This window comes from Glycomyces xiaoerkulensis, from assembly GCF_002798405.1.
In the GTDB taxonomy this organism is placed as follows: domain Bacteria; phylum Actinomycetota; class Actinomycetes; order Mycobacteriales; family Micromonosporaceae; genus Glycomyces; species Glycomyces xiaoerkulensis.
This window is the reverse complement of sequence record NZ_PGGV01000029.1, coordinates 113,913-127,187: the sequence shown is the minus strand read 5'-3', so window position 1 is coordinate 127,187 and position 13,275 is coordinate 113,913. Positions and strand designations below refer to the sequence as shown.

General features: G+C 69.6%; 13 protein-coding genes and 1 tRNA gene. 7 read left to right on the top strand and 7 right to left on the bottom strand.

The genetic code is table 11. The annotated features are described in order from the left end of the window. Window positions 1-118: 118 nt before the first annotated feature. Window positions 119-1,306: a homogentisate 1,2-dioxygenase gene (locus CUT39_RS11200; RefSeq protein ID WP_100446547.1), complete on the top strand. Its 1,188-nt coding sequence runs from the start codon at window positions 119-121 to the stop codon at window positions 1,304-1,306. On the opposite strand, the gene CUT39_RS11195 is transcribed toward CUT39_RS11200, so the two are convergent. After that, the gene (locus CUT39_RS11195) at window positions 1,303-2,247 is read right to left on the bottom strand and encodes an AraC family transcriptional regulator (protein WP_100446545.1); all 945 of its coding nucleotides are present in this window, start codon (window positions 2,245-2,247) and stop codon (window positions 1,303-1,305) included. The two genes, CUT39_RS11200 and CUT39_RS11195, sit on opposite strands and share 4 nt — an antisense overlap. Window positions 2,248-2,349: 102 nt before the next feature. Here CUT39_RS11195 and CUT39_RS11190 point away from each other — a divergent pair, with 102 nt between their 5' ends. Further along, complete coding sequence (locus tag CUT39_RS11190) at window positions 2,350-3,006, top strand: NAD(P)H oxidoreductase (protein WP_100446543.1); 657 nt, start codon at window positions 2,350-2,352, stop codon at window positions 3,004-3,006. A 35-nt stretch (window positions 3,007-3,041) separates the two neighbouring features. After that, a complete protein-coding gene (locus CUT39_RS11185; RefSeq protein ID WP_100446541.1) occupies window positions 3,042-3,374 on the top strand; it encodes a TfoX/Sxy family protein in 333 nt (110 codons plus the stop codon). Between the two features lie 44 nt (window positions 3,375-3,418). Here CUT39_RS11185 and CUT39_RS11180 read toward each other — a convergent pair whose 3' ends face one another. Continuing rightward, a complete protein-coding gene (locus CUT39_RS11180) occupies window positions 3,419-4,831 on the bottom strand; it encodes a cellulase family glycosylhydrolase (RefSeq protein WP_100446539.1) in 1,413 nt (470 codons plus the stop codon). Between the two features lie 290 nt (window positions 4,832-5,121). Here CUT39_RS11180 and CUT39_RS11175 point away from each other — a divergent pair, with 290 nt between their 5' ends. Both CUT39_RS11175 and CUT39_RS11170 read left to right on the top strand, forming a co-directional pair. Continuing rightward, window positions 5,122-6,330, top strand: a complete 1,209-nt coding sequence (locus tag CUT39_RS11175) for a hypothetical protein (protein ID WP_157930623.1) — start codon at window positions 5,122-5,124, stop codon at window positions 6,328-6,330. 7 nt (window positions 6,331-6,337) lie between these two features. Next, entirely contained in the window at window positions 6,338-6,916 is a 579-nt protein-coding gene (locus tag CUT39_RS11170; protein ID WP_100446535.1) for a hypothetical protein, read from the top strand. 104 nt (window positions 6,917-7,020) lie between these two features. Here the strand turns inward: CUT39_RS11170 and CUT39_RS11165 are convergent, their stop codons facing one another. The 3 genes from CUT39_RS11165 to CUT39_RS11155 form a co-directional block, all read right to left on the bottom strand. Continuing rightward, window positions 7,021-8,208: a hypothetical protein gene (locus CUT39_RS11165; protein WP_100446533.1), complete on the bottom strand. Its 1,188-nt coding sequence runs from the start codon at window positions 8,206-8,208 to the stop codon at window positions 7,021-7,023. 28 nt (window positions 8,209-8,236) lie between these two features. Beyond that, on the bottom strand, window positions 8,237-8,968 hold the full coding sequence (locus tag CUT39_RS11160) for a hypothetical protein (RefSeq protein WP_100446531.1): 732 nt from the start codon (window positions 8,966-8,968) through the stop codon (window positions 8,237-8,239). 187 nt (window positions 8,969-9,155) lie between these two features. Continuing rightward, window positions 9,156-9,884 (bottom strand): hypothetical protein, encoded by a 729-nt coding sequence (locus CUT39_RS11155; protein WP_100446529.1) that lies wholly within the window; start codon window positions 9,882-9,884, stop codon window positions 9,156-9,158. Window positions 9,885-10,075: 191 nt separating this feature from the next. Here CUT39_RS11155 and CUT39_RS11150 point away from each other — a divergent pair, with 191 nt between their 5' ends. Together CUT39_RS11150 and CUT39_RS11145 are read left to right on the top strand one after the other, a co-directional pair. After that, entirely contained in the window at window positions 10,076-11,080 is a 1,005-nt protein-coding gene (locus CUT39_RS11150) for an LLM class flavin-dependent oxidoreductase (RefSeq protein WP_100446527.1), read from the top strand. Between the two features lie 55 nt (window positions 11,081-11,135). Further along, window positions 11,136-11,651, top strand: a complete 516-nt coding sequence (locus CUT39_RS11145) for a hypothetical protein (protein WP_157930622.1) — start codon at window positions 11,136-11,138, stop codon at window positions 11,649-11,651. An 80-nt stretch (window positions 11,652-11,731) separates the two neighbouring features. Here the strand turns inward: CUT39_RS11145 and CUT39_RS11140 are convergent. Together CUT39_RS11140 and CUT39_RS11135 are read right to left on the bottom strand one after the other, a co-directional pair. Continuing rightward, window positions 11,732-11,806: transfer RNA gene (locus CUT39_RS11140), tRNA-Gln, on the bottom strand. A 392-nt stretch (window positions 11,807-12,198) separates the two neighbouring features. After that, complete coding sequence (locus CUT39_RS11135) at window positions 12,199-13,044, bottom strand: cellulose binding domain-containing protein (RefSeq protein WP_157930621.1); 846 nt, start codon at window positions 13,042-13,044, stop codon at window positions 12,199-12,201. Window positions 13,045-13,275 lie beyond the last annotated feature (231 nt).

The following is a 13,275-nucleotide window of genomic DNA, read 5'->3' as shown; positions in this document are numbered from 1 at the left end:
CGAGCGTACGGCCGTCACCCGGAGATGTCGATAAGGCACACGAGGAACGCTAGGCTGAGGGCAGAGCCACCCGCAGCGGGCGGTCACCGCCGTCCCGCTCATCGACAAAGGAGTCGCCGTGCCGTTCTACCGATCGGTCGGGCAGATCCCCGACAAGCGACACACGCAGTTCCGCGGGCCCGACGGGGGCCTGTACTCCGAGGAGCTGATGGGCCAGGAGGGGTTCTCCTCGGACTCCTCGCTGCTGTACCACCGCTACCGGCCCACCGCGATCAACGCCAGCACCGAGCACCGGCCCGAGCGGGCCGATCCGGTGCCGAACCACCCGCTCAAACCCCGCCACGTGCGCACCCACAAGCTCGACGGCGCCGGCGATGCGGTCCTCGGCCGCGAACACCTGCTGTCGAACGCCGACTGCCGGATCTCGTACGCGGTCGCGACCAGGCCCTCGCCGCTGTACCGGAACGCCGTCGGCGACGAGTGCGTCTACGTCGAGGACGGCTCGGCGCACGTCGAGACCTCGTTCGGGGCCATCGACATCGCCCAGGGCGACTACCTGATCGTGCCGATGTCGACGATCCACCGGATCGTGCCCACAGGGGACGAACCCCTGCGGACCCTGGTGGTCGAGTCGACCGGCCACATCACGCCGCCGAAGCGCTACCTGTCGGTGCGGGGCCAGTTCCTGGAGCACGCCCCCTACTGCGAGCGGGACCTGCGGTCGCCGGCCGAACCGCTGCTGGTCGACGGCGAGGACGTGGACGTGTACGTCCAGCACCGCGGCCGCGGCCCGGCGACGGTCTGGACTCGGTTCACCTACGCGCAGCACCCGTTCGACGTCGTCGGCTGGGACGGCTGCCTGTACCCGTGGGTGTTTTCGATCCACGACTTCGAGCCGATCACCGGGCGCATCCACCAGCCGCCGCCGGCGCACCAGGTGTTCCAGGGACCGAACTTCGTGATCTGCAACTTCGTGCCGCGGAAGGTGGACTACCACCCGGACGCGATCCCGGTGCCGTACAACCACCACAACGTCGACAGCGACGAGGTGATGTTCTACTGCGGCGGGGACTACACGGCCAGGCGCGGTTCGGGCATCGAGCAGGGCTCGATCTCGCTGCACCCGTCGGGGTTCACGCACGGCCCGCAGCCGGGGGCGCCGGAGCGCAGCATCGGCGCCGAGTACTTCGACGAGCTGGCGGTCATGGTCGACACGTTCCGGCCGCTCGAACTGTGCGAGGCGGCGCTCGACTGCGAGGACACCGACTACGCCTGGACCTGGAACCGCGACCCGGGCGCCGTTTAAGCGGCGCCCGCGAGTTCGGCGCGGAAGTCGCTGGGGCGCATGCCCAGGCGGCGTTTGAACGCGGCGCTGAAGCCGAAGGCGTCGGCGTAGCCGACCGCCTTGGCCACCTGCGCGATCGTCCGCTCGGTGTCGGTGAGCAGTTCCTGGGCCAGGTCCATGCGCCATACGGTCAGATAGCTCATGGGCGCCTCGCCCATCACCTCGGTGAACCGCCTGGCGAACAGCGCCCGCGACACGCGGGACTCCGCGGCCAGGGCCGCGACGGTCCACGGCCGTGACGGCTCGGCGTGGATCGCCCGCAGCGCCGGGCCGACCACCTCGTCGGCGAAGCCGCGGTACCAGGCCGGGGCCTGGGGCCCCTCCCGGTCGAACCAGGAGCGGATGGTGCAGACCAGGCCCCAGTCGAAGAGCCGGTCGACCAGCGCCTGGGAGCCGGGCCTGCGGTCGCCGGCCTCGGTCACGGCCTCCTCGAGCCACCCGCACACCTCCGACGGATCGTCGATGACCAGGGTCGGCGGCAGGGCCCGCAGCAGGCGCTCGTGGCGGCGCCCGATCGCCCGGTAGGCGCCGACGAACACGGCCGTGGCGCCGGCCTCGGCGTTGCCCCACCGGCCCTCGCCGAAGTCGAACGCCGCGCACTGCTCGTCCGCACCGGGCTCGAAGCAGGACACGCGGTATTCGGTGTGGGGCCGGTCGGCCGAATCGGGGGCGTCTGCCAGCAGGAACGGCTTCGGCCCCCGCACCACGGCGGTCTGGCCGGCGGAGACCTCGGTCTCGGTGCCGTCGGCGGTGAGCAGCGTGGCGCCGCCGCGGGCGAAGGTGAGCATGGTCAGGGGCGCCTCGTCCTCGAAGCGGATGGTCCACGGCGCCTCCAGCAGCGCCTCGCTGATGACCGCGCCTTCGGCCCGGATGCCGCCGAGGAGTTCACTCAGGGGGTCCATGCCCCAAGCGTAGACGATCGCCTATGCGGCCGAGCTTCGCAGCCATAGTTCGTCCACCGGATCGGCGGTGTACTTGAGGCACCACCCGACAAGGAGGACAAGATGCAGACCGCAGGAACCGCGCTGGTCGTGGTCGCCCACCACCGCCCCGACTCGCTGACCGTACACATCGGCGAGCGGGTCGCTTCGCGTCTCGCGGAGGCCGGCTTCGAGGTGGACGTGCTCGATCTCCACCGCGAGCACTTCGACCCCCGCATGAACGTGGAGGACCAGCCCGACTGGTCCGACCGCGACAAGGTGTACTCCGAGCTGACCCGCTCCCACCAGGACCGGCTCCTGGCCGCCGACGTGATCGTCCCGGTCTTCCCGGTCTACTGGTTCAGCGTTCCGGCCATCCTCAAGGGATGGATCGACCGGGTGTGGGGCTACGGGTTCGCATACGGGCGCAGCCAGCCCCGGCTGGCGGGCAAGCGGATGCTCTGGCTGGGGCTGGCCGGGACCTCGGCCGAGGACCCGATGTCCCCCAAGATGCACCAGGCGATCGAGGAGCAGTTGCGCGACGGCGTCTCCTACTTCTGCGGCATCGCCGAGGCCGGCGTCGAGGTACTCTTCGGCTCCGAGGCCCAGCCCCAGACCGTCGACGAGCAGGGCACCCTGATCGTGGGCGAGCCGCTGGAGGGCGCCGAGCGGGAGGCGTTCTACGCCGACTTCGGCCGCGAGGCCACCGGGCACGTCGAGAAATTCTTCTCACTGAGCTGACCCGATTCGTCGGAGCCCCGTGCCACCATCATTCGATGGCGTATGACGAGGACCTGGCCGACCGCGTGCGCGACATCGTGGTCGCCCGAACCGAGCTGCACGAGAAGCGGATGTTCGGCGGGCTCGCGTGGATGGTGCGGGACAACATGGCCGTCGCCGCCCTGAGCGGGGGCGGCGTCATGGTCCGGGTCGATCCGGCCGAATACGAGGCGCTGCTGACCGAGCCCGGTGCCCAGGAGATGGAGATGCGCGGTAGGACGATGCGAGGCTGGATCCGCCTCGAGGCGGCGCTGCTCGACGACCACTCGGAGCTCGAACGCTGGGTGAACCGGGGTCTGGCGTACGCCGGGAGCCTGCCGGGGAAGTGAACGTCCGGGTCGGCCGCGGCTGCGCCGCGGCCGACCCGCGGTCGTCACCGCAGGTTGTCCACGACGAATGGCGCGTGGCCGTGGAGGTAGTCGTCCCAGCCGCCGGTGACGGGCGCACCCTCGGACAGCAGGTTGGTGGTGTCGGACCCGACGTCGAGCTTCCAGGCCGTCCAGGAGACGCCGTTGGCGTTCATCCAGTCGATCCAGACCTGGGCCTCGTCGAGGCAGGCGACGCCGTCGAGACCGCCGTCGGCGTGGCTGGCGCCCCATTCGGTGACGAACAGGGCCAGCCCCGCATTGATGGCGGTGTCGGCCTTGTCGCGCAGGAACTGATCGTGGGTGCACGAGTAGAAGTGCAGCGTGTACATGAGGTTGGTGCCGGACACCGGGTCGCCGGCGGCGACGTCGACGTCCTGCGACCAGGTCGGCGAGCCGAGCACCACGATGTTGTCGGGGTCCTGCGACCGGATCGCCGAGAGCACCGACTCGTGGTACGGCTTGACGTCGTTGCTCCAGGAGGCCTGCTCGGGTTCGTTGTAGGGCTCCCAGATCACGTTCGGCAGGTGGCCGTAGCGTCCGGCCAGGTCGCTGAAGAAGTCGACCGCCGCCGACTCGTGGTGGTGCGCCTCGTGGGCGTGGAAGTCCACGATGACGTAGACGCCGGCGTCCACCGCGTTCTGGATGATGGTCTCGACCTGCTGACGCGACCAGTCCGGGTCGGACAGGTAGGCACCGTCCGGCTCCACGCCCATGGCGGCCCGGAAGACGTCGATGTTCCAGTTGTCGCGCATCCACTCCAGGGCGGACGGGTTCTGGGCATAGGGCTGGGTCTGCCAGTGCAGCCACATGCTGGAGATGCCCTTGAGCTGGACCTGGTCGTCGTGCTCGTTGCACATGGCGGTGCCGCAGACGTGCAGTTGGCCGTGCTGCTCGACCGGGGTGCCCGTGGGGGCGGGGTCGGTCGGTTCCGGTTCGGTCGGTTCCGGGTCAGTGGGTTCCGGATCGGTGGGCTCGGGCTCGGTCGGGTCCGGGTCGCCTTCGCCATTGCAGGGAGCGCCGTTGATGGTGACGTCGGTGATGTCGCCGGCGGTGCCGTCGGCGGTGAAGCCGAAGAGCTCGCGGGTCTCGCCGGAGGCGATGGAGCCGTTCCATCCGGTGTCGCTGCCGGTGAAGTGCGAGCCGTTCAGCGACTGGTCCGAGACGTTCCAGGCGCTCATGCCGGAGACAGCGCCGGTGAAGTCCCATTCGATGGTCCAGCCGTCGATCGGGTCGCCGGCGGTGACGCTGATGTTCGCCTGGAAGCCCGAGCCCCAGTCGTTGACGACGTTGTAGTCGACCTCGCAACCGGGCTCGGCGCCGGCGTGGTTGGCCGCGACGACCGTGAGGGCGCTCGCGCCGAGGGCGGCGACGGCGGCACCGATGACCGCCGCTCGCTTGCGCCTTCGCGTAACTTGCATTCGTCGGTATCCTTTTCGGTCTGCTTCGGTTCCAGCCGCTTCGGCGACTGCCCGGACGGGGATCGGTCGGGTCGCGTCGGCGCCGGATCGATCGGTGGGCCCGCCTGGTTGGGGAAACGCTCCCACTCAATACATTGAAGTTTGCCAATGTTTTTGCCAGGAGTCAACCCCGACGGCGTCGCCGTTGCGGTCCGAGACCGCCCGCCGCCCGAGGGGTCGCTGAAACGGAAACGTTGCGGTGTCCGGATATGATCACCATCGGTATGCCGATGACCCTCGATGGAGCGACCATGTCCAGCATTCCAGTGGTGAGTACCGGGACCAGTCTGGCCCAGAACATCTACGGCTCGATCGCCGGAGACGACCGGCTGTCCTCGGCCGCTTCGATCCCCGCCGACATCGCCGGCCTCGGGACCGAAGCGCTGTTCGCGATGAAGGATCCGATCTTCGCGCTGTCATCGGCCGGACTGAGCATCCTCCTGGAACTGATCGAGCCGTTCAACGACGCGATCGAGGCGGTCTCCGGCTCCCCCGACGACATGGAGCGCGCCGAGACCGCCTGGGGCGAGGTGGCGAGCTCGCTCGAGTCCCTGTCGTCGGATACCGCCTCCGCCGTGGGCGGCAACCTGAACCAATGGCAGGGCACCGACGCCGACGCGGCGACCGAGCAGTTGGAGGCGCTGGCGGCGGCGATCGCCGCCGCCGGACACGAGGCGTCCAATGTGCAGCAGATGGTCGGCTGGTGCAAGATGCTGGCCGAAGCCGTCAAGGCGCTGATCGAATCGATCCTCGCCGAACTGGTCTCCTGGCTGATCACCCGAGGGCTGGCCGCGCTGGCCGCCGGTCCCTGGACGTTCGGCGCGACCTTCGCCGCCTACGTCACTTCCGCGGTGTACAAGTCGACCTCGATGTTCCTGCGGGTGATGAACAAGTTCGAGAAGGCGTCGGGCATCTTCGGCAGGATCGGGCGCGTGCTGGTCACGCAGGTGTTCAACCGCAAGGGCGCGTTCCACAGCACCCCAGGCCAGATCTTCGGCGTCCGCGACGGCCTGGATTACGCGCTGTGGAAAGGAGTCCTGGTCAAAGCCGGGGTGGGCGCGGGCCTGAGCCTGGCGGGGAACGCGCCTTCGGCCATAGACGACCTGGTCTCGTCCGGTCCGTCGTCGGGCGGCTCGGGCGGCGGCACCGGCGCGATCAATGTCGACCTCGACGAGTTGGACGGATTGCAGTCCGCCCTCGAAGGACTGAAGGGCCAGACCGAACCCATCCAATCCCAAGCGTCCGAGACCATCGCCGACGAAATGGCATGGGGCGTGCCCGGCATGCTGGGGCTGGAGGGCAAATACACCTCCACCTGCGAGGGCCTCGGCGAGGCCATCGGCGAGGTCGCGGCGGCGCTCGACGGCCAGGCGATCCGCATCGGCGCCTGCCGCGACGGCCACGCCGCCTGCGACCAGGAGGAAGCCGACGCGCTGAACAAACTGATGGAGGAGCTGTGACCGGCTTATGTCGGGCCGCGAATACGACCTGCGCGAAGACGCGCGAAGCCTGGTGGCGGGCCAGTGGCTCCGGGACGGCGAGCGCCTGCGGGCGTTCGCGCCGTCCGGCCGCGGGAACTACCGGTCCGAGATCCGCGGACACCCCGCTCCGGCATGGAAGGCCGCGACCGCCGTGGGCTGGTCGGCGATCAAGGTCCTCAGCCCGGTGGGGCTCCTCTCCGGCGCTCCGTACTGGAACGAGATCCGGCGGTTCGAGGGCGAGCCTCCTCCCCTGGTGGCGTTCGGGAAAGGTAAAGCATGCCGGGCCGCGAGCGTGCTCGGCACCGGCCCGCGACGGGCCGGCATCTGGGTGCTCTCGCATGAGCGGTTCGGGTTCGCCGCCGTCCGCATCGAGTCGGACGAGACCGGGCCGCACCCGCGCGCCCTGCGGCGGTCGGGCGGAAAGTACGTGTTGCTCGACAAGCTCATCGACGTGCCCTCGACCGATTTCGACCATGAGGGGAGCGTGCATCGGGGCTCCCGCGGGGCCGCTTATGTACGCATCCGATTCCATGACGACTCCGGGATCGACATCCGCAGCCGCTGACGATTCCCGACGTACCACCGGCCCACGCCGAATGGGCTGCCATCGACACGGCGACCCGATTGCGGCCGTGCCGGGGGGCGGCGCCGATCGCTTCGGCGACCTGTTCACCCGCCGGGAGCGACGGCGATGCTGCGCAGCACCATGCCGGTCCCGAGTTCGCCCGCGACGCCGTCGAGTTCGAGCCGCCGGGATTCGGCTCCGGTCCCGCGGTCGAAGCCCGCCACGACGACCGGGCCCGAACCGCCGGTGACGGTGGCGGTGACGACCTCGTCCTGAGTGAAGGTCGCGACGCTGGACTCGGTGCCGACCGAGCGGGCTCCGGTGTCGAAGACGCGCTCGGTCACGCCGGTGCCGACGTCGGTGGACATGAGGTGCCCGTCGCGGTGGAGCCACTGCAGCCTCCCGTCGGCCACCGACTCCGAGTCGTAGCGTGCCAGAGCGATGTCGTCGGCGTCGAAGTCGCCGGTGAGTTCGCGCTCGGTGTGCTCGCCGGTGTCGACGTCCCACCGGACGACGGCGGCGCTCCGGTCGCCTTCGCGGTCGGCGTAGGAGGACAGGAACGTCACCGTCCGGTCGGTGCAGGGCAGGTCGCGCTGGTTCTCACTGAAGTCGAACGCGGCGCGGTGGCCCACGAGGGTCTCGGCGCCCTCCTCCAGCGGGTAGAGCCGCGTCAGCATCTGCGGTTGCAGGGTCGGGTCCGCGGTCGAGACCATCGCCGGGTCGTCGCGGGTGCCGTCGAAGTACGGGCCGGACTGCGGCCCGATGCCGAAGATCTCGTCGCCGCATCGGGCGTTCGAGGCGTGCCAGCCTTCGACGCGGTGCGAGTCCGCGGAGCCGTCGCCGGTGACCACCACCTGGCTGCGGTAACCGGCCGAAGGGCTGTCGGTGAAGCCCTCGTTGAGGATCGAGACGATCGTGCCGTCGTCGAGGACGTAGAAGCCGTCCTGGAGGTTGGTCTTGGGGCTGGCGACCTTGGTCAGGTCCCGGTCGAGCCGGTAGTCGAACTCGGTGTCCGAATAGAAGAGGCCGTCGCCGGTCCAGACGACCGACCCCTGGTCCATCATGGCGTGTTCGACCGCGCGCCAGCGGCCGTCGGCGCCGGCCAGGAGCACGTAGCCGGTCCCGGCCCCGTCGGTGGCCGAACCGGTCTGGGGGCTGAGGAACAGCGCCGCGGTCGCCTGTTCCAGGGACAGCTCGTCCGGGGGAACCACACGCCCGTCCAGGGTCGCGTCGGCCGGGTCGCAGGCCGCCAGGACGACCAGCGCCGCGGCGGCGGTGATCCGCTTGAGCATGTGGTTCCCTTCGGGAGAGCCGGTGGTGCTAGAGGCTCGCGTAGGTGACGGTGTGGCCGCTGTCCCTGATGTCGTAGGGGTACACGCCCCAGCCGCCGTTGCGGTCGAGATCGATCGAAGTGGTGCGGAGGTAGGCGAGCCAGACCAGCTCGGAGCAGTTCAGGCTGCCGTCTCCGTTGCTGCGGTTGTTCCAGAAGGCGTTGTCGTAGGAGCGCCCCAGGAAGTTGCCCCGGGCGTAGTTCGCGGCGGCGTCGCGATTGGACTGCGAGGTGCTCACGTACTGCTTCACGGTGCCCTCCCCGACCATGCGGGTGCCGGCGGAGATGCTCCGGCTGAGGCAGCAGTTGCCGGGGGCCTCCACGATGGTGGTGGTCGAGTAGTACACGCCGATGTGGCCGTGCTGCACGAACAGGGTCGAGGACGGTGAGACGAACAGGTCCCCCTTGCGCTGAGCCGAACCGAGGCTGACGGTACCGTCGCCCTCCTTCATGGTGGTGAACCCGGAGCCCCCGTCCGCGCTCGCGGCGGACCGCTCGGCTTCGGCGAGGACCTCGGCCAGGAGGTCGTCGTAGTCGGTCTTGGTCCTGGCGGCGGTCTGCTTGAGTTCGACTTTGACGGTGTGCGGATCGAGGCCGGGGTTGAGTTCGGCGATGCGCTCGAGTGCGGCGGCGTCGGGGCCCTCGGCGAAGGCGGCCTGGGTTCCGGGGAGCATGAGTGCGGCGGCCGCGATGGCGACCATGACGATTCTCTTGGCGTTCATGTTGTTCCTCTTGGTGTGGGGACACATGGGGCGCACCGAGGGAGGCCGGGGGATATCGGCCACCTTCGATGTTACTCGCCAGTTTAAATGCGACCCGGATGAACAATCAAGATGCGACCGTCGAATACGCCGAAAACTCCGCCGGACGTCCCCATTGCCGCCGAACTCCGCATTCCGGACGGAGCGCCTAGCGGCCCCGGTCGCGCGCGGTCCCGCGCCGCCGGGAGCGGCGGACCCTCCACCAGACGTAGGCGATGCGGCCCGCGAGCCCGAGCAGCAGGATTCCGGCCGAGACCGCCAGCGCCCCGCCGAGGTCCGCCTCCTCCGGCTCGCCGACGCGGGCCTCGACCATTTCCTCGGGGTCGTAGACCACCTGCAGCCGGGTCCCGATGTCGTGACGGTGCTCGGTCGAGGTGACGTGGTCGTGCGTTCCGGTCGAGCACCGCATCCCGTGGCGCACGCGCATGTCGTTGTTCCAGCGGGACCGGGGCACGTATTCCTCGGCCGACTCCACCGTGCACTCCTCGGTGACGCCGCGCTCGTCGAGGGCCATCGCCTCGGTGTCGTCGATGGCGCTGATCGGTGCGAACGCCAATGGAAGATGGATCAGCAGGGCCAGCGTCTTCCAGAGCCGACCGGGCTCGCGGAGGACGAACCACCAGAACCATCCGATGGCCACGGCGGCGGTGAGCAGGATGAGCAGCACCGAGACCGGGCTCGCCCCCAAGGGCTCGACGAAGGCCCGGTGCCAGATGAGGAGCCCGATGCACGCGGCGCCCGCCGGTATGGCGACGAGGGCGATCAGGATCTCCCGGCGCAGGTCGAGGCGGGCCTCCCAGGGGGCGGCGGCCGCCAGTTCGGCATCGAGTTTCCTCCGCCAGAAGGGGCTGCGGCGGCGCGGGCGTTTCGGGGACACGACGGGGCTCTCCGGTTGCGCGGACGGACGGCCCGACCATTACACCAGACGGCCCCGGAAGTACCGGTGGTGAGCGTCATGGTGCCGCCGCCTCGGAAAGCGGGATAGTTTCGGACGTCAGCGGAATGCCGACGGGGCGCGAGTCGGCCCCAACGGTAGCGCCCTCCAGTCGAACCGAAAGGCAGTCGATCATGCCCGTGGCCCTGTCGATCCTCGATCTGGCACCGATCGCGCCGGGGCGCCCCGCGCGCGAGAGCTTCGCCGCGAGCGTGGAGCTCGCCCGTGCTGCCGAGCGAAACGGCTACCGGCGGGTCTGGTACGCCGAGCACCACAACATGCCGTCCATCGCCTCCAGCGCGACGAGCCTCGTCATCGGCCACGTCGCCGAGCACACCGACACCATCAGGCTCGGAGCGGGAGGGATCATGCTGCCCAACCACTCGCCGCTGGTGATCGCCGAGCAGTTCGGGACCCTGGAGACGCTGTTCCCCGGACGGATCGACCTCGGACTGGGCCGGGCGCCCGGCACCGACCGCGCCACCATGCGCGCCATCCGGCGGGACGGGACGTCGGCGGACTCGTTCCCCGAGGACGTGCTGGAATTGCAGGGGTACCTGCGCGGCGAGTCCCGGGTGGCGGGGGTGCGGGCCGTGCCGCGGCCCGAGGGCGAGGTGCCGCTGTATCTGCTGGGCTCGTCGCTGTTCGGGGCCCGGCTCGCCGCGCGGTTCGGCCTGCCGTACGCGTTCGCGTCCCACTTCGCGCCCGACGCCCTGCACGAGGCGGTGGCCGCGTACCGGGAGTACTTCGAGCCGTCCGAGCAGTTGGCCGAGCCGTACGTGATCGCGGGGGTCAACGTGTTCGCGGCCGAGGATCGCGACGAGGCCGAAGCGCAGCGGCGGGTCGCCTACCGGAACCGGGCGCGCGCGTTCATCTCGCGGGGCCGGGGCGGGCGGGACTACACCGACGCCGAGATCGACGCGTTCCTCGCCTCCCCGAACGGCGCTCAGTTGTCGGCGATGGCCAAGTACACCGCCGTCGGCACCGGGGACGAGGTCCGCGCGCTCCTGGAGGAGTTCGGCGCCTCGATCGGGGCCGACGAGCTGATCACCGCGCACCACGCTGAGCGGGTCGCCGACCGGGTCCGATCGATCGAGCTGACCGCCGAGGCGCTGGCGGAGAGCTGTCCGCGGGAGTGAGCCGGAGAGGGCCTTGCACTGGGGTCCCAGCATGGACGTGCGGAACAATGGTCAGGTGGAACAACTGAAACGTGCCCTGGAGGACTACCTCTACGACCTTGACTCCGATCTTGACCTGCCGTTGGAGGCCGCCCACGCGTTGGCTCGCGGGCTCGACTCGCAAGCGCTGAGGGAGTTGGCTGGACAGGCAAGCGACGCGACATGCGAAGTCCGCGAACTCGTACCGTCGGTCATCGAGGAGTTGGAAGTCGATCTATCGGACCTTCCCGAGGCGGTGTTCACTCGGGCTCGCGAAGCCGCCAGCGCCTATCTCTCAGGGGCGCTTCGCTTCACGTCTGCCGCGACTCGGATGGCCGAACTGCTCTCTGCCGATCACTACCTCAGCTTCGACGACCGGCCCGACACCACCCACCCGGCGTGCGAACACCTGTGGGACCTCAAGGAATGGCTCGACATGCTCAGAGACGGCTACAGCGACATCGCGGGATGCTTGTTCAACTCTCCCGAGGTTGCCGAGCAATACTTCACAAAACTGGCCCAGGCCCTGACAGACGGTGACGCGAACGGCTGACTTCTACACGTGCGCTGCGCCGAAGCTCGACTGCCTATAAGAACAAAAAGGGCCGCGGTACGCGGCCCTTCACAAGTCAGTGGCTGGGGTACCTGGACTCGAACCAAGAACGACGGTACCAGAAACCGCTGTGTTGCCAATTACACCATACCCCAATGGTGTTCGGACGAAGGAAATCCGCCGTCCGACGCGGACCTAGAGTACCGGATCCGCTCATGCCGCTGCAAACGGGCTCCCGTGATCGCGGCCACGCGGCCGCTGAGGCGACCGGACGGCGAAGGGGCGGTCTTCTCAGCGCGATCCTGCCTGGTCCTGGGCGCGCCTTGGGGATGACAGGGGCCATCGGTTCGTCACCGGACGCCTCGCGGGTCGGCGCCGGTGGCGCAGGCCTCGACCGACCCCCGGATTTCAGCGCCGCCCGGGCAACCCCGTCGCCGTCCCCGCGTATCCGGACGTGCCGGGCCGGTTCCGGACCTTCTCCGCAACCGGCCCGTCCCGACCGATCGAGGAGGGGCCGTCGGCGTCGGTCTCGAGTGGGTTCGGCGCCTCAGACCGTCTCCGAGTCGGCGCAGGTGTAGCCGTGCATGTAGACCTCTATCTCCGAGGGCGGCGGCGCCTCACCGGTGCCCATGAAGCCGACCTGCGCGGCCTCGCCGACCGGTATCTCGCCGTTCCAGTGGGCGTCTTCCATCATCAGGTACAGGCCGCCCACGCTCCATTCGGCGTTCCAGGCGGTGATGACCGTGAAGTCGTCGGCGAGGGGGACGTAGATGCTCCACCCGGTGGAGTCCCTGACCAGCGGGGTCACCGCTATCTCGGCGTTGAAGCCGCCGTCCCACCGGTCGACGGTGTAGGTGTATTCGCAGTGCGGAGGGCGGGGGACGTCGTCGATGCCGACCGTCTCGGATTCGCCGCAGCGGTCGGGGCCGGTCGGGCCTTCCGGGCTCGGCGGCAGGCAGGCGGCGATCTCGACGGTGTCGATCGCGGTGTCGGAGGCGAAGGTGAACTCGAAGGGCTCCATGTGGTCCCAGCCGGCCGGCTCGATGTGCTCTCCCAGCTCGTCGCCCGAGCCGGAGAAGGTGTACTCGACCTGGAAGTCGGGCACCGGGCTCGAGTCGCAGGGGTTGTCCGGGTGCGGATCGATCACGCTGACGCCCGGCGTGCCGGTGACGGCGACGGTCGACTGCTCGGGCGGGTGTGTGGCCGCCCACCGGATGTCGCCGCTGATGTCGAAGATGGTGCACGGGTGCCCGCCGGGGAAGGAAACGGTGTAGTTGCGGGGTTCGGGCTCGGGGTGGTCGGCTCCGGTCGGCGCGGCGATGAACAGCGACGACAGGAGTCCGGCGACGGCGGCCAGGAGGGTCTTCGTGCTGCGACCGGCGAGGTCGGGCATGGGGGACTCCAATCCGAGGGTTCTCGAGGGGTATGGAAGGTTCGTCCCGGCCCGGAACGAACGGTCGCCCGTACTGCTCGGGCGCCGCCCCCGACCCGCTCCCTCGCCTACGGCGCGCACCGGCGCCGACGCGATGGCCGAGACGCCCATTGTCACCCATAATATCGAAGCGAGTCAATGTATCGGGCGGATGCGCCCTCCGGCGGCCGAAAACGCCGCGGCCCCGACTCT

Excerpts from the sequence above, each read along its gene's own strand:
- CUT39_RS11170 (WP_100446535.1), top strand. The coding sequence starts at position 6,338 with ATGTCGGGCCGCGAATACGACCTGCGCGAAGACGCGCGAAGCCTGGTG.
- CUT39_RS11165 (WP_100446533.1), bottom strand. The coding sequence starts at position 8,208 with ATGCTCAAGCGGATCACCGCCGCCGCGGCGCTGGTCGTCCTGGCGGCC.
- CUT39_RS11160 (WP_100446531.1), bottom strand. The coding sequence starts at position 8,968 with ATGAACGCCAAGAGAATCGTCATGGTCGCCATCGCGGCCGCCGCACTC.
- CUT39_RS11135 (WP_157930621.1), bottom strand. The coding sequence starts at position 13,044 with ATGCCCGACCTCGCCGGTCGCAGCACGAAGACCCTCCTGGCCGCCGTC.
- CUT39_RS11185 (WP_100446541.1), top strand. The coding sequence starts at position 3,042 with ATGGCGTATGACGAGGACCTGGCCGACCGCGTGCGCGACATCGTGGTC.
- CUT39_RS11180 (WP_100446539.1), bottom strand. The coding sequence starts at position 4,831 with ATGCAAGTTACGCGAAGGCGCAAGCGAGCGGCGGTCATCGGTGCCGCC.
- CUT39_RS11175 (WP_157930623.1), top strand. The coding sequence starts at position 5,122 with ATGTCCAGCATTCCAGTGGTGAGTACCGGGACCAGTCTGGCCCAGAAC.
- CUT39_RS11195 (WP_100446545.1), bottom strand. The coding sequence starts at position 2,247 with ATGGACCCCCTGAGTGAACTCCTCGGCGGCATCCGGGCCGAAGGCGCG.
- CUT39_RS11150 (WP_100446527.1), top strand. The coding sequence starts at position 10,076 with ATGCCCGTGGCCCTGTCGATCCTCGATCTGGCACCGATCGCGCCGGGG.
- CUT39_RS11190 (WP_100446543.1), top strand. The coding sequence starts at position 2,350 with ATGCAGACCGCAGGAACCGCGCTGGTCGTGGTCGCCCACCACCGCCCC.